15 protein-coding genes and 1 pseudogene are annotated in these 19,009 nt (G+C 70.4%); 8 read left to right on the top strand and 8 right to left on the bottom strand.

Features of this window, described 5'->3' with window-relative positions:
* The first annotated feature begins 3 nt into the window (after positions 1-3).
* Positions 4-774, top strand: coding sequence for a class I SAM-dependent methyltransferase (locus ACFYQQ_RS11130; RefSeq protein WP_355784531.1), 771 nt, complete (start codon positions 4-6; stop codon positions 772-774).
* A 223-nt stretch (positions 775-997) separates the two neighbouring features.
* On the opposite strand, the gene ACFYQQ_RS11125 is transcribed toward ACFYQQ_RS11130, so the two are convergent.
* Entirely contained in the window at positions 998-1,351 is a 354-nt protein-coding gene (locus ACFYQQ_RS11125; protein WP_355784528.1) for a DUF192 domain-containing protein, read from the bottom strand.
* 599 nt (positions 1,352-1,950) lie between these two features.
* Between ACFYQQ_RS11125 and ACFYQQ_RS11120 the strand changes: the two genes are divergently transcribed.
* The 4 genes and pseudogenes from ACFYQQ_RS11120 (at position 1,951) to ACFYQQ_RS11105 (ending at position 7,081) form a co-directional block, all read left to right on the top strand.
* The gene (locus ACFYQQ_RS11120; RefSeq protein WP_355784525.1) at positions 1,951-2,724 is read left to right on the top strand and encodes an isoprenyl transferase; all 774 of its coding nucleotides are present in this window, start codon (positions 1,951-1,953) and stop codon (positions 2,722-2,724) included.
* 297 nt (positions 2,725-3,021) lie between these two features.
* Positions 3,022-4,347 carry a PhoH family protein gene (locus ACFYQQ_RS11115; RefSeq protein ID WP_356171114.1) on the top strand — a complete coding sequence of 442 codons (1,326 nt, stop codon included), beginning with the start codon at positions 3,022-3,024 and terminating at the stop codon, positions 4,345-4,347.
* A 409-nt stretch (positions 4,348-4,756) separates the two neighbouring features.
* On the top strand, positions 4,757-5,473 hold the full coding sequence (locus ACFYQQ_RS11110) for a transglycosylase SLT domain-containing protein (protein WP_355794044.1): 717 nt from the start codon (positions 4,757-4,759) through the stop codon (positions 5,471-5,473).
* 148 nt (positions 5,474-5,621) lie between these two features.
* Positions 5,622-7,081, top strand: a pseudogene (locus ACFYQQ_RS11105) (AI-2E family transporter).
* A 26-nt stretch (positions 7,082-7,107) separates the two neighbouring features.
* Here ACFYQQ_RS11105 and ACFYQQ_RS11100 read toward each other — a convergent pair.
* Both ACFYQQ_RS11100 and ACFYQQ_RS11095 read right to left on the bottom strand, forming a co-directional pair.
* Entirely contained in the window at positions 7,108-7,641 is a 534-nt protein-coding gene (locus ACFYQQ_RS11100) for an alkyl hydroperoxide reductase (protein ID WP_355792168.1), read from the bottom strand.
* Positions 7,642-7,646: 5 nt separating this feature from the next.
* Positions 7,647-8,201, bottom strand: coding sequence for a peroxiredoxin (locus ACFYQQ_RS11095; protein WP_355792165.1), 555 nt, complete (start codon positions 8,199-8,201; stop codon positions 7,647-7,649).
* Positions 8,202-8,506: 305 nt separating this feature from the next.
* Between ACFYQQ_RS11095 and ACFYQQ_RS11090 the strand changes: the two genes are divergently transcribed.
* Positions 8,507-9,403 (top strand): LysR substrate-binding domain-containing protein, encoded by an 897-nt coding sequence (locus ACFYQQ_RS11090; RefSeq protein ID WP_388904402.1) that lies wholly within the window; start codon positions 8,507-8,509, stop codon positions 9,401-9,403.
* A 23-nt stretch (positions 9,404-9,426) separates the two neighbouring features.
* On the opposite strand, the gene ACFYQQ_RS11085 is transcribed toward ACFYQQ_RS11090, so the two are convergent.
* Genes ACFYQQ_RS11085 through ACFYQQ_RS11075 form a run of 3 tightly spaced genes read right to left on the bottom strand, consistent with a single transcriptional unit; the run spans position 9,427 to position 12,973 of the window.
* Complete coding sequence (locus ACFYQQ_RS11085) at positions 9,427-11,766, bottom strand: ABC transporter permease (RefSeq protein WP_388904248.1); 2,340 nt, start codon at positions 11,764-11,766, stop codon at positions 9,427-9,429.
* Positions 11,763-12,452 carry an ABC transporter ATP-binding protein gene (locus ACFYQQ_RS11080; RefSeq protein ID WP_355779630.1) on the bottom strand — a complete coding sequence of 230 codons (690 nt, stop codon included), beginning with the start codon at positions 12,450-12,452 and terminating at the stop codon, positions 11,763-11,765. The genes ACFYQQ_RS11085 and ACFYQQ_RS11080 overlap by 4 nt, the downstream gene beginning before the upstream one ends.
* On the bottom strand, positions 12,449-12,973 hold the full coding sequence (locus ACFYQQ_RS11075) for a PadR family transcriptional regulator (RefSeq protein ID WP_355779633.1): 525 nt from the start codon (positions 12,971-12,973) through the stop codon (positions 12,449-12,451). The genes ACFYQQ_RS11080 and ACFYQQ_RS11075 overlap by 4 nt, the downstream gene beginning before the upstream one ends.
* 744 nt (positions 12,974-13,717) lie before the next feature.
* Between ACFYQQ_RS11075 and ACFYQQ_RS11070 the strand changes: the two genes are divergently transcribed.
* On the top strand, positions 13,718-15,022 hold the full coding sequence (locus ACFYQQ_RS11070) for a phospholipase D-like domain-containing protein (protein ID WP_355779636.1): 1,305 nt from the start codon (positions 13,718-13,720) through the stop codon (positions 15,020-15,022).
* A 145-nt stretch (positions 15,023-15,167) separates the two neighbouring features.
* Here ACFYQQ_RS11070 and ACFYQQ_RS11065 read toward each other — a convergent pair whose 3' ends face one another.
* Together ACFYQQ_RS11065 and ACFYQQ_RS11060 are read right to left on the bottom strand one after the other, a co-directional pair.
* Positions 15,168-15,434: a hypothetical protein gene (locus ACFYQQ_RS11065; protein ID WP_355779639.1), complete on the bottom strand. Its 267-nt coding sequence runs from the start codon at positions 15,432-15,434 to the stop codon at positions 15,168-15,170.
* Complete coding sequence (locus tag ACFYQQ_RS11060) at positions 15,431-16,378, bottom strand: SPFH domain-containing protein (protein WP_356171139.1); 948 nt, start codon at positions 16,376-16,378, stop codon at positions 15,431-15,433. Before ACFYQQ_RS11060 ends, ACFYQQ_RS11065 begins: the two co-directional genes overlap by 4 nt.
* A gap of 313 nt (positions 16,379-16,691) precedes the next feature.
* On the opposite strand from ACFYQQ_RS11060, the gene ACFYQQ_RS11055 reads away from it, so the two are divergent.
* Positions 16,692-18,974, top strand: a complete 2,283-nt coding sequence (locus ACFYQQ_RS11055; protein WP_356238194.1) for a transglycosylase domain-containing protein — start codon at positions 16,692-16,694, stop codon at positions 18,972-18,974.
* Positions 18,975-19,009 lie beyond the last annotated feature (35 nt).

The following is a 19,009-nucleotide window of genomic DNA, read 5'->3' as shown; positions in this document are numbered from 1 at the left end:
CGCATGACCACGGACCGTTCCTTCGAAGAGCTCGTCGCCGAGGCGGACGCCGCCCCCGTCGAAGGCTGGGACTTCTCCTGGTTCGAGGGCCGGGCCACCGAGGAGCGCCCGCCCTGGGGGTACGCGCGGGCCATGGGCCGGCGCCTCGCGCGCGCCGCGTCCGCACTCGACCTGCAGACCGGCGGCGGCGAAGTCCTCGCCTCCGCGCCCCGGTTGCCCCGCCTCACGGTCGCGACCGAGGGCTGGCCGCCGAACGTCGCGAAGGCGACCGCACTCCTGCACCCGCGCGGCGCCGTCGTCGTCGCCTCGCCGGAGGACGCGCCGCTGCCCTTCGCGGACGCCGCTTTCGACCTGGTCACCAGCCGCCATCCCGTATCGACGCACTGGGCGGAGATCGCGCGCGTACTGCGTCCCGGCGGCACGTACTTCTCCCAACAGGTCGGCCCCGCCAGCGTCTTCGAGCTCGTCGAGTACTTCGTGGGACGGCAGCCGCGGGAGACCAGGGAGGCCCGGCATCCCGACCGCGCCCGCGCCGCCGCCGAGGCAGCCGGACTTGAGGTCGTGGACCTGCGCACGGCCCGGCTGCGCATCGAGTTCCTCGACATCGGGGCCGTGGTCCACTTCCTGCGCAAGGTGATCTGGATGGTCCCCGGGTTCACGGTCGACCGGTACCGGGACCGGCTGCTGGCCCTGCACGAAGAGATCGTGGGCAACGGCCCCTTCGTCGCGCACAGCACCCGCTACCTCATCGAGGCGCGCAGGCCGGAGCGCTGAGAGCCCCGGGGGTAGCGGGACCGTGGCCCGGACGCCCGTTGTGCGAGACGCCCGTCCACATCCCGGATTCCCTCACAGGTTTTCCACATCGTTATCCGGGGCTGCTCGCGCCCGGTTGCTCGTCTCACGTAAGTTCGGACCAAGGTAATTCGCGTGAGCAAAGCTGCGCGTGTGGCACCGCGCGGTGGAGGGGGCTGCGCGGTGCCGACCCCGTTTTCCGGCCTCAGCCGGGCGCCCCGGACCGATCCTCCTGGACGGCGACCCGTACCCCGCGACGTACGCCCCAGCGCTCCATCGCCCCGGCCTCGGCCTCCAGGACGTGCCGGGCCCGTGGGCGCGGCAGCCCCACCCGGCCCGGACGCATCGTCCGCACCGCGATCACGCGCAACGTCCGGTCCAGATAGGCGACGTCGATCGCGAACCGCATCCCCACGGTGTGCACCGAGTTCGCCGGGCTCAGCAGCAGCGCCCCCGCGATCCCGTCCCGGCCGAGCAGCCCCCGCCGTCTCGCCCGCGCCGACTCCGCGCGCTCCAGGGGTACGGGTGCGGGCTTGAGAGGGGTCGTGAAGGTCGCCATGGCCGTGAAGGTAGCGGCGGCGTCAAGCGGACGTCGCCACGCGCGTCACCCACCCGGAGTACGGCGCCCTCCGGGCACCAGGTGCCTCACAGGTGCCCTCGGACCTCCGAAACCTCCATGGATTCCCCTCCATTACCTTGGAATCCGCTGTGATCCGGCCATGCACGGCCCCTGAATGAGGGGTTCCGCGATTATCGCCGCGTTGCTGGGCGACTCCGGAGAGTAGTTGTGGCACGCCGATGCACGCAGCATCACTTACGAAGGGTTATGGTGGAAACCCCCCCTCGGGCCGGTCCGTCTCCCCCCCACGGACCGGCCCGTTTTTTGTGCCCTCGCGCGGCGGCCCCGCCCCCGGGGACCGCGACGCCCCCCGGCCCCCTCCGTACACCGGACGCCCCGGCCCCCACCCCCTGCCCGCATCGGGCGACTTGCGCCACCGGACCGGGCGTGCCCGGGGCCCGCCTCCCGTGGCCGGGCGCTGACACCCATGGGCCGGGCCCCAGTTGCACGGGGGTAGGCTTCGCCTCCGGGGACCGCCATATGGACAGGGATTGCGCCCGATCGCGCCTGTCTGATCCGCACGGAGGGGCTGACAACACGTGACCTTGCGCGACAACCTGCGCCGTCTGCTGGTCAGGTTCTACACACGCAGGGTGGAAGGCCACCTCGACCACGACCAGGTGCCCAAGCACATCGGCGTCATCATGGACGGCAACCGCCGGTGGGCGAAGGCCGCGGGCAGCACCGCCGCCCAGGGCCACCGCGCCGGAGCCGACAAGATCGAGGAGTTCCTCGGCTGGTGCTCCGAGACCGACGTCGAGGTCGTCACCCTCTGGCTGCTCTCCACGGACAACTTCGACCGTCCGAAGGAGGAGCTGGTCCCGCTCCTGGAGATCATCGAGGGCGTCGTCCGCACCCTGGCCGCCGACGGCCGCTGGCGCGTCCACCACGTGGGTACGCCCGACATCCTGCCCTCGCAGATGCAGACGGTCCTCAAGGAGGCCGAGGAGACCACGGCGCACGTCGACGGGATAGTGGTCAACGTCGCCATCGGCTATGGCGGACGCCAGGAGATCGCGGACGCCGTGCGCTCCATGCTCCTGGAGGCCGCCGACCAGGGCACCGCCCTCACCGACCTCGCCGACTCCGTCGACGTCGACCTCATCGGCAAGCACCTCTACACGGGTGACCAGCCCGATCCGGACCTGGTGATCCGCACCAGCGGCGAGCAGCGCCTGTCCGGGTTCATGCTGTGGCAGACGGCCCACTCGGAGTACTACTTCTGTGAGGTCTTCTGGCCGGCCTTCCGCAAGGTCGACTTCCTGCGCGCCCTGCGCGACTACGCGGCGCGACATCGCCGTTACGGCGGCTGACCCGGGAGCACGCCAGGGACGTACGTCACCAGGAGTTAACGAACGCGCCGTCATGCCCTTTGGCATGGCGGCGCTCGTTACAGGGCATAAAGCTTCCAGGTCGACGCCCGAACCACGGGTGTCGGATCTCAGCGGGCGGCACGGGGCCGTCCGCCCGGGAGGCCCTTTGCACCAGCCCGACCGTGTGGTCAGCACGGACGAAGCGGAGGGCCGGTTCCCGGCCCGCGCAGCGTGGCCGAGACCGGTCCAGATCTCCTTCGTCGCTCCCCGACCTCATCCGAGGGGGTACGTCCTTCCGTGGTGACCAGCGCAAAGCGCCACAAGCCAGACCGGCGCACCTATGTTCTCGACACCAGCGTCCTGCTGGCCGATCCGCACGCGATGAACCGCTTCGACGAGCACGAAGTCGTGCTGCCGATCGTCGTGGTCACGGAACTGGAGGCCAAGCGGCACCATCCCGAGCTCGGCTACTTCGCCCGGCAGGCCCTGCGGCTGCTCGACGAGTTCCGGGTCCGGCACGGCCGTCTCGACGCCCCGATCCCGGTCGGGGATCTCGGCGGGACCGTACGTGTCGAGCTCAACCACTCGGACCCCAGCATCCTGCCCAGCGGCTACCGCCTGGGGGACAACGACTCCCGCATCCTCGCGGTCGCCCGCAACCTCCAGGCCGAGGGCTACGACGTCACCGTCGTGTCGAAGGACCTGCCGCTGAGGATCAAGGCGTCCTCCGTCGGGCTCCTGGCCGAGGAGTACCGGGCGGAGCTCGCCATCACGGGCTCGTCCGGCTGGACCGGGATGGCCGAGCTGACGCTCCCGGGCGAGCAGGTGGACGTCCTCTTCGAGGAGGGGCACGCCTACGTACCCGAGGCGGCCGAGCTGCCGGTGCACACGGGCCTGACGATCCAGTCCGAGCGCGGCAAGGCACTCGGGCGCGTCACGCCCGAGGGCAACGTCCGGCTCGTCCGCGGCGATCGCGAGGCCTTCGGGATCAAGGGGAGGAGCGCCGAGCAGCGCATCGCTCTCGACCTCCTGCTCGATCCGGACATCGGGATCGTGTCGATGGGCGGCCGGGCCGGCACCGGCAAGTCCGCGCTCGCGCTCTGCGCCGGTCTGGAGGCCGTGCTGGAGCGGCGCCAGCACCAGAAGGTCATGGTCTTCCGGCCGCTGTACGCGGTCGGCGGGCAGGAGCTCGGCTATCTGCCCGGCTCCGAGTCCGAGAAGATGAGCCCCTGGGCGCAGGCGGTCTTCGACACGCTCTCCGCGGTCACCAGCCGCGAGGTCATCGAGGAGGTCACCGCACGCGGGATGCTGGAGGTGCTGCCGCTCACGCACATCCGCGGCCGCTCCCTCCACGACGCCTTCGTGATCGTGGACGAGGCACAGTCGCTGGAACGGAACGTGCTGCTGACCGTTCTGTCCCGTATCGGCGCCAACTCGCGGGTCGTACTGACCCATGACGTGGCACAGCGGGACAATCTGCGGGTCGGCCGGTACGACGGAGTGGTCGCCGTCGTCGAGAAACTGAAGGGCCATCCGCTCTTCGCGCACGTCACCCTGAACCGGTCCGAGAGGTCCCAGATTGCGGCCCTTGTGACCGAAATGCTGGAGGACGGACACATCTAGGGTCTGGTGCCCCATGGCACCCAACCCGGGGCGAGAGCATGTCAGTTGGCGCCGTCCGGCAAAGGCCAAGACCCTAGCCGGGCGGCGTCTTGGCGCGTGCACGTTTCCGGGAAACTCGTGGGGCAAACGAGGTGTGAGCTTTCACACGCAAGAGAGAATTGCCTTGCGGCATCGGGGTACGGCAGAGTCTCACTCCTGTCAGGCCCCGCATACGACACACGTGTACCCCCAGCGGTACGGCACAACAGGAAACATCAGAACTCCATAGAGCCGTCGTATGCCGCCCGAGCACCACGCGGCGCTCCCCGCAAGGGAGTTGCCCACCGGGCCCGCGCCTCCCGTGACCCCGCAGTTGGGAGGCCAGTGCCGAGGGGCACGATTGCGTCCGCGAGGGTCACCTAAGCGGGCGATGCTGGAAGGAAACCGAGTGAGCCGGATTTCGGTCCGGGGATTCGCAGTGGCTTCTGCCACCGCGGTCACCGCTGTTGGCGCCGTCACCGGTGTTGCCGCGGGCAGCACCGCGCAGTCCCCCAACGACGCCGAGGCGACGGCCAGCGACGCGACGCTCCTCGCGGACATACCCGCGGGTCAGCAGGCTCAGGTGCAGACCGCCTCCCTGACGCAGCAGGCCGACGCACAGGCCATCGCCGCGGACGCCAGCGCCAAGAAGGACGCGGAGGAAGCGGCTCGCAAGCAGGCCGCCGAGGACGCGATCGCCAAGCAGAAGGCCGCGGAGAAGGCCGAGCAGGAAGCGAAGGACCGCAAGGAGGCCGAGGCCAAGGCCAGCCGTTCGGCCACGCGGGACGTCAGCACCTTCTCCGTGCAGAGCTCGTACACCGTCGCGCAGATCCAGGCGATGGCGCGGCAGGTGGTGCCGAGCGGGCAGTTCCAGTGCTTCAGCAACATCGTGGACCACGAGTCCAGCTGGAACTACAAGGCGGTCAACGCCTCCTCCGGTGCCTACGGTCTCTTCCAGGCACTGCCCGGTTCGAAGATGTCGTCCGTCGGTTCCGACTGGCAGACGAACCCGGCCACCCAGATCAAGTGGGGCCTCAACTACATGGACAGCCGCTACGGCAGCCCGTGCGAGGCCTGGTCCTTCTGGCAGGCCAACCACTGGTACTAGCCGGTGGCCGCATACGGCGGCTCAACCTCACGAAGCCCCTCACCGTCCTTGGGTGAGGGGCTTCGGCCGTGCCGTGGCCCCGCCATGTACGGTCGGACGGAACGACTCCGGGGGAGTGGTGGGGAGCAACGGGGGAAGAGGACGGATCATGTCGCAAGTGCCCAGATGGCTCGGTCGGATCGGCGCGGAACTGACCGAACTGGGGGAGCGGTTGGACGAGCGCCGCGCCGAGGTCGAGCGCGAGACGCAGGGGGAGGCCGACACGGGCGTCCCCCGTGCCGCCGTGGTGCCCGCCGGCGTCCGCGAGGCCGGCCGGGGACGCCCGGCGGCGGCCGACGATGAGGAGTCCACCGCTCCCGGGGCGGAGGACTCCGAGGACTCCGCTCCCGAGCAGGTCCCCGCGCCCCCGCAGTACGCCCCCGCCGTGGCCGCCCGCCCCGACCCCGCCGCGGCCGTGCCGTGGGGGGTACGCGTCGCGGCCGAGGCCGGCTGGCGGCTGCTCGTCCTCGCGGGCACCGTCTGGGTGCTGATGCGGGTCATCAGCGCCGTACAGCTGGTGGTGCTCGCCTTCGTGACGGCGCTGCTCGTCACCGCGCTGCTCCAGCCCACCGTGGCGCGGCTGCGCCGGCACGGCGTCCCGCGCGGACTGGCCACGGCGCTCACCGCGATCCTCGGCTTCGTCGTCATGGGCCTGGTCGGCTGGTTCGTGGTCTGGCAGGTGATGGAGAACATCGACAACCTCTCCAGCCAGATCCAGGACGGCATCGACGAGCTGCGCAAGTGGCTCCTCAACAGCCCGTTCCACGTGACGGACAAGCAGATCAACGAGATCGCCAAGAACCTGCGCGAGGCGGTCGGCGCCAACACCGACCAGATCACCTCCGCCGGGCTGGAGGGCGTCACGGTCATCGTCGAAGGCCTGACCGGGATCCTGCTGACGATGTTCTCGACGCTGTTCCTGCTGTACGACGGCGAGCGGATCTGGGAGTGGTCGCTCAAGCTCGTCCCGGCCGCCGCCCGTCCGGGTGTCGCCGGCGCCGGACCGCGCGCCTGGCGCACGCTCACGGCCTACGTCCGCGGCACGGTGATCGTCGCGCTCATCGACGCCATCTTCATCGGCCTCGGCATCTACTTCCTCGACGTGCCGATGGCCGTGCCGCTCGCCGTCTTCATCTTCCTCTTCGCGTTCATCCCGCTGGTGGGCGCGGTGGTGTCGGGAGCGCTCGCCGTCGTCGTCGCGCTCGTCACCCAGGGCGTGTTCGCGGCCGTCATGGTGCTGGCCGTGGTCCTCGCCGTGCAGCAGATCGAGGGCCACATCCTCCAGCCGTTCATCCTCGGCCGCGCGGTGCGGGTGCATCCGCTGGCCGTCGTGCTGTCCGTCGCCGCGGGCGGGATGATCGCCGGAATCGGCGGCGCGGTCGTCGCGGTGCCCCTGGTCGCCGTGACCAACACCGTGGTCGGCTACCTCCGTTCGTACGCCGAGGAGACGGCCCTGCGCCAGGCGCCGCCGCCTCCGCCGGACGCCTGAGCCCGTCCGCGGGGCCCGCGGACGGGCCCGGCGGAGCACAACCGCGAGAACGGCCGGAGCCCCGCCCACCACAGAGGTGAGCGGGGCTCCTGAGCCGCGGGAGGGACTACTCGGCGAGGACGGCCTCGGCGTCGAGCGTCGTGCCGACCGCCTGGATCACCGAGGCGATCTTGAACGCCTCCTGGATCGTCTCGCGGTCGACGCCGGCCTTGCGCAGCACCTGCTCGTGCGAGTCGAGGCACTGCCCGCAGCCGTTGACGGCCGAGACGGCCAGCGACCACAGCTCGAAGTCGACCTTCTCGACACCGGGGTTGCCGATGACGTTCATCCGCAGACCCGCCCGCAGCGTCCCGTACTCCGGGTCGGAGAGCAGGTGCCGCGTCCGGTAGAAGACGTTGTTCATGGCCATGATCGCGGCGGCCGACTTGGCGGCCGTGTACGCCTCCGGCGAGAGGTTCGCCTTCGCCTCGGGCTCCAGCTCGCGCAGCACACGCGGCGAGCGGGACGCGATGGCGCAGGCGAGCACCGTGCCCCACAGCTGCTGCTGCTGGAGCTCGGAGTTGCCGATCACCGAACCGAGGTTCAGGCGGAGGTCCTTGGCGTAGTCCGGTATGGCGGACTTCAGTTCATCGAGGGCCATGGGGGTCACTCACCGGCCAGCAGCGCGACCGGGTCGAGGGTGTTCTCGCCCTTGGTCCAGTTGCACGGGCACAGCTCGTCCGTCTGGAGGGCGTCCAGGACCCGCAGGACCTCCTTGGGGTTACGGCCGACGGAGCCGGCGGTCACCATGGAGAACTGGATCTCGTTGTTCTGGTCGACGATGAAGACGGCGCGCTTGGCGAAGCCGTCCTCGCCCTCGATGCCGAGGTCGCGCATGAGCTCGTGCTTGGAGTCCGCCATCATCGGGAACGGCAGGTCGCGCAGGTCGTCGTGGTCCTTGCGCCAGGCGTGGTGCACGAACTCGGAGTCGCCGGAGAAGCCGAGGACCTGGGCGTCACGGTCGGCGAACTCGCTGTTCAGCTTGCCGAAGGCGGCGATCTCGGTCGGGCACACGAAGGTGAAGTCCTTGGGCCACGCGAAGATGACCTTCCACTGACCCTCGTAGGTCTTGTGGTTGATCTGCTGGAACTCCTCGCCCTTCTCCAGCGAGACGCAGGCGGTCAGGTCGAACTCGGGGAACTTGTCACCGACAGTGAGCACGCGCTCTCCTTGCAGCGAGGAAACGCCCCTTTTGGGGACCTTTCCCATGGGTTGGACGCTGATGATGTTGGCACAGGCTGCATTGATTAGTGAAATAGCTACACTCGGTCGTGTTGATCGGTGTGGGCTATCAGTAGCAATGAGTAAGGGGTATGGCCATGGCGGGCGCCAGGAGTTCGACGGGTCCCGGAGTCCTCGGCGGTCCGGCCGGTCCCGCGGGGGCACTGGGCGCCAAGGGCTCCCTGGGGGCCAAGGGCGCCCTCGGAGCCAAGGGCAACGGGCGGCGGCAGCCCAGTCTCGCGCAGCTGCGGGCCTTCGCCGCCGTCGCCGAGCACCTGCACTTCCGGGACGCCGCCGCCGCGATCGGCATGAGCCAGCCCGCCCTGTCCGGCGCGGTGTCGGCCCTGGAGGAGACCCTCGGGGTGACGCTGCTGGAGCGCACGACCCGCAAGGTGCTCCTGTCACCCGAGGGCGAGCGTCTCGCCGTACGCGCCAAGGCCGTGCTGGACGCGGTCGGGGCGCTGATGGAGGAGGCCGAGGCGGTACGGGCCCCGTTCACCGGCGTGCTCCGGCTCGGGGTGATCCCCACCGTGGCGCCGTACCTGCTGCCGACCGTCCTGAAGCTGGTGCACGACCGCTATCCCGACCTCGACCTCCAGGTCCACGAGGAGCAGACGGCCAACCTGCTGGAGGGCCTGGCCGTGGGACGGCTGGACCTGCTGCTGCTCGCTGTGCCGCTCGGCGTGCCCGGCGTCGTCGAACTCCCGCTCTTCGACGAGGACTTCGTGCTCGTCACCCCGCTCGACCACTGGCTCGGCGGCCGGGAGGGCATCCCCCGCCAGGCGCTGCGCGAGCTGAACCTGCTGCTCCTGGACGAGGGCCACTGCCTGCGCGACCAGGCGCTCGACATCTGCCGGGAGGCCGGACGCGCGGACGCGCCCGTCACCACGACCGCCGCCGGACTCTCCACGCTGGTCCAGCTGGTGGCCGGCGGCCTCGGTGTGACCCTGCTGCCGCGCACCGCCGTCAAGGTCGAGACGAGCCGCAGCAACCAGCTCCTCACCGGGTACTTCCAGGACCCGGCGCCCACCCGGCGGATCGCGCTCGCCATGCGCGCCGGTGCCGCGCGGGGCGCCGAGTACGAGGAGCTGGCCGGGGCGCTCCGGGACGCGCTGCGGCCGCTGCCCGTCCGGGTGCTCTGACCCCCGGACGGGCAGCGGCCGGGCTACTCCGTGCGCAGGCCGTCCGGCCGCATCAGCCGCAGCAACGGCGGCAGGCTCAGCGCCGTCACCAGCAGGACGACGCCCGCGCCGACGCCCGCCATCGACAGCACGCTCGACCAGTCCACCGTCACCGAGGTGTCCGTCATCTTCAGCAGGACGGTGCCGAGGGTCAGGCCCACCGTGGTGGCGAGCAGCAGGCCCAGGGTGATCGGGATCGCGGTCTGCCACAGCACCGACAGGCTCAACGTCCGGCGCCGGGTGCCGAAGGCGACCAGCGCCGACAGCAGCTTCTTGCGCTCGCGCAACTGCTCCAGCTGCGAGACCAGCAGGCTCGCGCCGATCAGGAAGAGGACGCAGGTCGCGCCGACGAACAGACCCGTGCGGATGGAGGTGAAGCGTCCCGAACGCTCCATCGACGACCAGGAGTTGGCGTTGGTCAGCGGTCCGAGCGTCGCGGCGGTGTTGCGGACGTGCTCGCGGACGTCCGGCACCGTCCCGTCGATCCTGAGGAAGAGCTGGCCCTCCACGGCCGCCGCCGCGTTCGCCGGCAGGGCGCCCGTGGTGATCAGGATCCCGCCGCGCTCCCAGCCCGTCGGGTCCTCACGCGACCCCGCCTTCCTGAGGTCCTTCGGCACGGTCCAGGCGACCTGGTGGCGCTTGGGGCTGCCGTCGTAGGAGGGGTCGATGTAGAGCTTCCTGCCGGGCTTGCCCAGGTCGGCGGTCCCGCCGTCGTACGCGGCGCCCTGCACGGCGAAGACGTCACCGTCCCGGCACGAGGACAGCCGCGCCACCTCGCGCAGCGACGCGCAGTCGCCGACGGTCAGGTTCACGGACGCCTCGGGGTCCTTGGCGCGCTCGCCGACGGTGGCGTAGGACAACGGCGTCACGTGCCGTACGCCCTCGGTCCGCTCCAGCCGCCCAGCGGCCTCGGCCACCGGGACGCCGTGCTGCACGGTCACCTGCATCTGCGCCCGCGAGAGGTCGTTGCGGGACTCCTTGGTGTAGTCGCCCTCGACCCCCGCGAACAGCATCTGCAGGGCGATCGCACCGGCCACCGCCACCGCGATGCCGTTGACCATGCGCGCTGCGCTGCCGCTGCTCAACTGGAGCCTGCGTACGGCCAATTGCCAGGCCACCCCGCCGGAGTCGAGCCGGGCCACGACGGACTCGACCACCCAGGGAAGCAGCGCGGTGACGCCGACCAGCAGCAGGATGACACCGCCGACCACCATGTACTGGTTGAAGTTCCCGTCGTCCCGCCCCTGCCCGACCATCGGGTAGAGCAGCGCCAGTCCGCCGAGCGGCACCAGCAGCCGCCACCACAACCGACGCCGTGCGGGCCGGGCCGTGCGGACGACGCCCAGCGGCTCGATGACCACCCCGCGCAGCGCGAAGAGGGTCACCGCGACCGCGGCGGCCGGGACGGCGACGGTGACCAGCGCCACCAGCGCGGGCGTCGGGTTGAGGTCGCCGGGGAACACGCTGATCTGGAACAGCTCCAGCATCCCGGCGAGTTCGCGGCCGGCCAGGAAGAACCCGTCGCCGAGGACGAGCCCGACGAGCGCGCCCGCCAGAGCCTCACCGGCCGCGATCCTGCGGGTCATCCGCCCGTCGGCGCCGACCAGGCGCAGCGCCGCCAGCCTGCGGTCGCGCCGCTCGCCGCCGAACCGCACCGCCGCGGCGATGAAGACGCCGACCGGCATCAGCAGCACCACGAAGACGATCAGGATGAGCAACAGCAGTACGGGGTCGAGCTGTTCGCCGTTCTGGTCCGTCGACCCGAAGGACTTGATGCGCTCGATGCGGACACCGCTCGTGCGGTCCGCCCCGGCCAGGTCCCGGGAGCCGGCGTAGAAGACGAGTTCGTGCGGTCCGACCAGCCCGGCGTCGCCGACCGTCCCCGTGATCCGGTACGGCAGCCGTTCGCGCAGCAGCCGGCCCTCGTCGGACTTCAGCAGCCGCTCCAGGCCGGGGGAGACGACCATCTCGCCGGCCGCGGGGAACTTCCGCACGCCTGGCGGCAGGGGCGCGTGTGCGCCCTCGGGCTGGAGCAGCCGTCCGCGCACGTCGTCGGAGCGGAAGGTGGTGTCGGCGGTGCCCACGAGCAGCGTCCGGTCGCTCTTCTTCGCGACCAGCGAGCTGTACGTCATGTCGTTGCGGGCGCGCTCCCGGTCGTGCCGGGCGCCGAGGGCGCTCGGCAGGGCCGTCGTGAGCAGCAGCAGCGCCACGCCGAGTCCCACGCCGACGGCCGTCAGGAGGACGCGCCCCCAGCCCTCGCGGCCGCCCGTGACCGCGAACCTGGCGCCCATGGCCAGGTCCCGGGACCACTGGCGGGCGCTCATACGACGCGCTCCATGTCGCGGGACCTGCCGTCGCGGACGACGATCTCCCGGTCGGAGTAGGCGGCCACGCGTGCCTCGTGCGTGACGAGGACGACGGCGGCGTTGGTCGACCGGGCCGCGTCCGTGAGCAGTTCCATCACGCGCTCGCCGTTGAGCGAGTCGAGCGCGCCCGTCGGCTCGTCGGCGAACAGCACCCGCGGGCTGGTGACCAGCGAGCGGGCGACGGCGACGCGCTGCCCCTGACCGCCGGAGACCTCGCCGGGGCGCTTGCCCGCCAGGTCGTCGACCTCCAGGCGCTCCATCCAGGACAGGGCGGTGCGCTCGGCCTCCTTGCGACCGGTGCCGTTCAGCCGCAGGGGGAGGGCCACGTTCTCGACGCAGGTCAGCTCGGGGACGAGCTGGCCGAACTGGAAGACGAACCCGAAGTCGCTGCGCCGCAGGGAGCTGCGTTCGGCGTCGCTCATGCCGGCCATCTCCCGGCCGTCGTACATGATCGAGCCGGAGTCGGGCGGGACGATGCCGGCGAGGCAGTGCAGCAGGGTGGACTTGCCGGAGCCGGAGGGGCCCATCACGGCGACGACCTCGCCCGGGTGGATGGAGAACTCGGCGCCGTCCAGGGCGGCGGTCGGGCCGTACGTCTTGCGCAGTTCCGTCGCCGTCAGCAGGGAACCGGGGGGAGGAGTCATCGGGTCACCACCTCGGCGAGCTTGTCGAGGCGCGCGGCGGTGAGTTCGAGCCACCGCAGGTCGGCCTCCAGATGGAAGAGGGCGTGGTCGCAGATCAGCTGGTCCGCGAGGTCGCCCTTGCGCTTGCGGTCGGTCAGGATGCGCATCATGCGCAGGTGCTCGGCGCGCTGCGTGTCGAGGATCTCGGCCGCGTCGCGGTGGGTGAGCAGGGCCAGGACGACCTTCGTGTACAGGGTCGACTGGAGGTACGGCTCGGGCGGTTCGGGGGTCGCGAGCCAGCGCTGGACGTCGGTGATGCCGGCCTCGGTGATCGCGTACCGCTTGCGCTCCGGCCCGCCGCCCGCCTCGATCCCGTCGACCTCCACGAGGCCGTTCTTCAGCAGGCGGGACATCGTGGAGTAGACCTGGCCGTAGTGCAGCGACCGGTCGTGACCGAACTTTTCGTCGAAGGCCCGCTTGAGGTCGTAGCCGTGGCGGGGCCCGGACTCGAGGAGTCCCAGGAGTGTGTGACCGATGGACATGCGGAGCACTCTACACAGGGCGTATACACCCCGCGTATACACACCGCGAATAGATCATGGCGCAACGTGGCGCCCCGCAGGTCGGAGCGGGTTGTCACGGTTCTGTAAGAACGCCGGCCCCTGCCCGGGACCGCTGCCTGCCGCTTCCTGGGGCCCGCCCTCTCGGGGAGGCTGCGATGGAGGCCGGCCGGGGCGCGGCGGGGCTTATCCGTCCCATGCCGCAGTCGGCCTGCCCCATGGGCTGGTGGAGGGCACCGCTCCCGTGGCCCGTCCCCACTTCCAACTCCCCTGCCTGCGTGCCTGCTTTCCTGTCTCCTCGTGCAACCCTTCGACGCCATCGCGAGTCTCCTGATTGCCGGACAGGATCAGTGGGTCATACATGGAACAACTTCGAGCAGACACCGACGGACCAGCACTTCATCGACCGGGATCTCCGCCGGATGTCCCGATCCCATCGCGCATGGCCGAGCACAGGCGCATTCCCGGCCCCGCTCCCGACACGCGTACACGTCCTTGCCGCGAACGTCGCGGCAGCGCCGCTGACCGGCGGCCTCCTCACCGCGTCGGCGGCTCGGCCGGCGCGGCCCACTCCGGCGCGACCGCACGGCGGAGATCGACGGGGAGGGCTGTGCGACGTGCTGGGCGAACCCCGGCTGCCGGGCTCGCCTCGGCGACCACCCATGGGGCGATCAGTACAGCAACGCCCGACTCGTCATCGGCAACAGCCCAGCGAAAGGCCCGTCCATGAAGCGAACGCTCACGTTGATCAGTGCACTGGCCGTCACCGCGCTGTCGCCGACCGCGGCGCACGCCGCGGTCAAGAAGGCCAAGACTCCTCTCAGTTGCGAGTCCCGGACGTTCACCTCGACACCGGGTCCTCGCTTCAACGACCCGGAGGACCCCGACGCCCGGATGAACGTCATGGGCCCGATCATCGAATCGATCAACAGCGCCGGTTGCGGGCAGACCATACGCGTCGCCATGTACTCGATCGGCGGCACGCAGCCGGGCCCGGACTTCGCCAACGCCCTGATCGCCGCGCATCAGCGCGGCGTCATCGTCAAGGCGCTGATGGACGTGCACAGCGACAACGCGGTCTGGCAGTCGTTGGTCACCGAGCTGGGCAACGATCCGCGGGCCTCCAGCTTCGCCGCGCTGTGCCCGGGCGGCTGCCTGACCCACTATTCCGGCTCCGCCCTGCACGCGAAGTACTACATGTTCAGCGGCGGGAGCGACGCGAACAGGACCGTGACCGTCAGCAGCGCCAACCCCACGCCCGCCCAGGCCAATACCGCGTGGAACAGCAGCGCCACCGTCAAGGGCAACGTCGACCTGTACAACCTCTACGCCCGCTACTTCACCGCCATGGCCAAGGGGGCGCTCAACGGTCCGGGCCCGCTGATGCCCGACTACTACAGCTCCACCGACGGTCAGGCCGCCAGGACACTGTCCCCGCCCTCCTACCAGTGGCCCAAGGCGCGCTCCAAGAGCGACACCTGGGTCGACTTCCTGAACAACGTCAAGGCGCCGGCCACGATCAACATAGCCATGTTCGAGTGGACCTCTCACGGGCAGCCGGGCGACCGGAACTATCTCGAACTGCCGAAGAAGCTGGTGAGCCTGGCACAGACCGGCGTCAAGATCCGCGTACTCCTCACCGCCGGCCAGGTCGACAGCAGTGTGCAGAACTACCTGAAGGACCGGCCGAACATCTCCGTGCACGACACCACCCGCGGAACCGACGCGAACGGCAACGCCCTGCACTACACACACGACAAGTACATGATGGTCAGCGGCGGCTACGCGGGTGCGGTCGACTCCAGAATCGTGTTCGTCGGCTCCGCGAACTGGACGAGCAACGGCGTCTGGCACAACGACGAGTCGGACCTGAAGCTGGTCGGCCAGTCCAGCTATGACGCGTTCATGACGGACTGGCAGGACCAGTACGACCGCTGCTGCGGGACCGCAACGCTGAAGCTGGGCGCCGAGGAGCGCGCCGAGAACACGGCACGCGAGATTCCGATCGACCCGAAGCAGGTCAAGGAGTAGGCATTCCCCGCCGCTCGTGACCCCTGGGGGTACCGCACGGTGAGTTCTTCGAACCGCACCTAGGGCCCGTCCGGCGGATCAAGTCGGAGGAAATCGGCAGTGCCTTGCAGCCCCCGCGTCTACGGCATGATCCGCCGGACAGGCCCTAGTCCTCCGGCTGCTCCTCCGTGGAGGCCGGTGGCCGGCCCCGGCGGGGGATCGGCCCCGCGGCCCCCGGCAGCCGCCCGGCCTCGGCCAGCGCCCGCCGCAGCAGGAACTCGATCTGGGCGTTGGCGGACCGCAGCTCGTCGCCCGCCCAGCGGGCCAGCGCGTCGTGGACGAGCGGGTCCAGTCGCAGCAGCACCTGCTTGCGCTGCTGCGGCCGACGCCGGGGCGCCCCCTCCCCGGGGGTGCCTTCCGTGGGAGCCGTCACTGGTAGAGGGACCCGGTGTTCAGGACGGGCTGCGCCGCGCGGTCCCCGCAGAGCACCACCATCAGGTTCGACACCATCGCCGCCTTCCGCTCGGAGTCCAGCTCCACGATGTCCCTTTCGCTGATCCTGGCGATCGCCGCCTCGACCATCCCGACGGCGCCGTCGACGATCTGCCGGCGCGCCGCCACGACCGCTCCCGCCTGCTGGCGCTGGAGCATCGCCGAGGCGATCTCGGGAGCGTACGCGAGGTGGGTGAAGCGCGACTCGATGATCTGCACGCCGGCTGCCTCCACGCGCGCGTGCAGCTCGACGGCGAGCTTCTCGGTGATCTCCTCCGCGTTGCCCCGCAGCGACAGGCCGCCCTCCTCGTGGGCGTCGTAGGGGTACTCGATGGCGATGTGCCGCACGGCCGCCTCGGTCTGGGTGGCGACGAACTCCAGGAAGTCGTCCACCTCGAAGCTCGCCTGCGCGGTGTCCTCGACCCGCCACACCACGACCGCGGCGAGCTCGATCGGGTTGCCGTACGCGTCGTTGACCTTGAGGACGGCCGTCTCGTGGTTGCGCACCCGCGTGGAGATCTTGGTCCTGGACGTCAGCGGGTTCACCCAGCGCAGCCCGTCCTGCCGGATGGTCCCCCGGTAGCGCCCGAAGAGCTGGACCACCCGGGCCTCGCCCGGCGCCACCGTGTTCAGGCCGCACATGGCGAAGAAGGCCGCGATGCCGATCAGGATGCCGCCGGTGATCAGCACGGCCTTGAAGCCGGTGTCCGTGACCGAGGCTCCGGCGGCGACGGCCCCGGCGCCCGCCACCAGCCCGAGCAGTCCCAGCAGCAGGGCCAGCCCGCCGCCGATGCTGTGCGCGGCGAACTCCCGGACCCGCGGCGCGGGCATGTCCGGCAGGTCGGCCTCGGCCGGCGCGCCCTGTGCGGTGTCGTGTGCGGACATGGTCGTCCCCCCCTGTCTCGTGCCGCGCGGCCCTGGCCGTACGGCACTGGTGTGAAAGCCTTGTTCTAGCTAAGTGATATCACTTTATCGCGCCCGGCAACCTTCCGCATCCCTGGATCGTCGGTTGAGTGAGAAGCGGGTGCTGATTCTCACGTCCGTAAAAGACCGGATCGGCAGCGCTTTGTCATACCGCGCGGTGTTAGCTTTCTGAGCTGACCTGAGCGACGAACCTGTGTGACGCACGAGAGTGGACGCGCCACACGAGCGCGGCACGACCACACGCCACGAGACCGAAGCGGAGCGGATCGGACCCATGGGACGAGCGGAAGAGAGACGAGCGCGGCAGCGTGGTGGCCGCCGCGCGGCGCCCCGGAGCTCGACCGGGGCCAAGGGCAGCCGCGGGGGCATACGCCGCTTCTTCACCTGGAAGAAGATCGTCGGCACGTTCTTCGGCCTGTGCCTCCTCGTCATGGGCGCGTTCGTCGTGCTGTACCTGGTCGTCGACGTCCCCGAGGGCAACGCGGCCGCGAAGCTCCAGAGCAACGTCTACGAGTACGAGGACGGCTCGGTCCTGGCCCGCACGGGCGACGTCAACCGCGAGATCGTCGACCTCGCGAAGGTGCCCAAGAAGGTCCAGCGGACCTTCGTCGCCGCCGAGAACAAGTCCTTCTACAGCGACTCGGGCGTCGACCTCAAGGGCACCGCCCGCGGTCTGGTCAACACCCTCTCCGGCAAGGGCAAGCAGGGCGGCTCGACGATCACGCAGCAGTACGTGAAGAACTACTACCTCACGCAGGACCAGACCGTCACGCGCAAGCTGAAGGAACTGGTCATCTCGCTCAAGGTGGACCGCCAGAAGTCCAAGGAGGCCATCCTCGCGGGCTACATCAACACCAGCTACTACGGCCGCGGCGCCTACGGCATCCAGGCGGCGGCGCAGGCCTACTACCAGGTGGACGCCAAGCGCCTGTCGGTCGAGCAGGGCGCCTACCTCGCCTCGCTCCTCCAGGCCCCGAGCCAGTACGACTGGGCGGTCGCCACGGACACCGGCAAGAAGCTGGTCAGGAACCGCTGGAACTACACGCTCGACAACATGGTCGAGCAGGGCTGGCTGGACGCGGGCGAGCGCCAGGGCATGACGTTCCCCGTGCCGAAGGACCCCAAGGGCGCGCCGGGCATGGAGGGCCAGACCGGCTACCTCGTCGACGCGGCCAACAAGGCGCTCATGAGGCAGCTCGTCGCCCAGGGCTCCGCCAGCAGCCTGGAGGACGCCGAGGCGAAGGTCGAGGCGGGCGGCTGGACGCTCACCCTGAACATCGACAAGAAGAAGCAGGAGCAGCTGGAGGACGCGGTCAAGACCCAGCTGACCAGCAAGCTGAACGCGAAGAAGCGTCCGGTCGACGGCGACGTCCAGGCGGGCGCCGCGTCCGTGGACCCGAAGACGGGCAAGGTCCTCGCGCTGTACGGCGGCAAGAACTACGTCAAGCACTTCGTGAACAACGCGACCCGGCGCGACTACCAGCCGGCGTCCACCTTCAAGCCGCTGATCCTCGCCGCCGCCCTCGACCAGGGCGCCACCACGCAGGACGGCAAGCCGATCAACGCGAGCACGGTCTACGACGGCACCAGCAGGCGCCCGGTCGTGGACCGGGGCGCCAAGGTCGGGTTCGCGCCGCCGAACGAGGACAACCAGAGCTACGGCGACGTCACCGTCCAGACCGCGATGAACAAGTCCGTCAACTCCGTCTTCGCGCAGATGGGCGTCGACGTCGGCATGGACGAGGTCCTCAAGACCGCGGGCGACCTCGGCATGGACACCGAGGGCCTGCAGGCGGTGCCCGCGCAGACCCTCGGCACCATGGGGGCCAGCCCGCTGGAGATGGCCGGCGTCTACGCCACCCTCGACAACCACGGCAAGAAGGTCACCCCGGCCGTGGTCAAGACGGCCGAGCACAAGGACTACGACGTCGAGTTCCCGGACGCGGTCGGCGAGCGGGTCATCAGCCGCGAGGCCGCCGACACCGTCACCTCCGTGCTGACCGGCGTGGTCGACGACGGTACGGCCCGGGTGTCGGTGGCGCAGGCGGTGCACCGCAACGGCCAGCAGGTCGCCGGCAAGACCGGTACGTCCGACAACAACAAGTCGGCCTGGTTCACCGGCTACACGCCGAACCTCGTCACCTCGGTGGGCCTCTTCGGCGAGGACGCCAAGAAGCACACGCAGGTCTCCCTGAAGGGCGCCACGGGACTCGTCCCGGGCAGCGGCCGCATCAACGGCGGCGGGTACCCCGCCCAGATCTGGGCCTCGTACACCTTCGACGCCATGGGCAAGGTCACCCGGTTCAACCTGGAGACCACCCAGGGCGCGGCGGTCGCGCCGACCGAGACCCCGTCGGCGACGCCGACCCCGAGCGAGACCCCCTCGTCGACGCCGACGACCAAGGAGCCGACGACCGAGCCGCCGACGAGCGACAGCGCGACGCCCTCGACCAAGCCGACGACGAAGCCGCCGACGAAGCCGTCGGTCACGCCGAGCCCGTCGGCGAGCGGCGGGCTGCCCGAGGACCCGTTGCGTCCCGGCGGCGAGGAACGCTGACCACACGAGGAGGGCGCCCGGCCGACCGGCCGGGC

It is taken from the genome of Streptomyces sp. NPDC005496, assembly GCF_042872045.1.
GTDB lineage: Bacteria > Actinomycetota > Actinomycetes > Streptomycetales > Streptomycetaceae > Streptomyces.
This window is presented reverse-complemented; position numbering and strand designations above follow the sequence as displayed.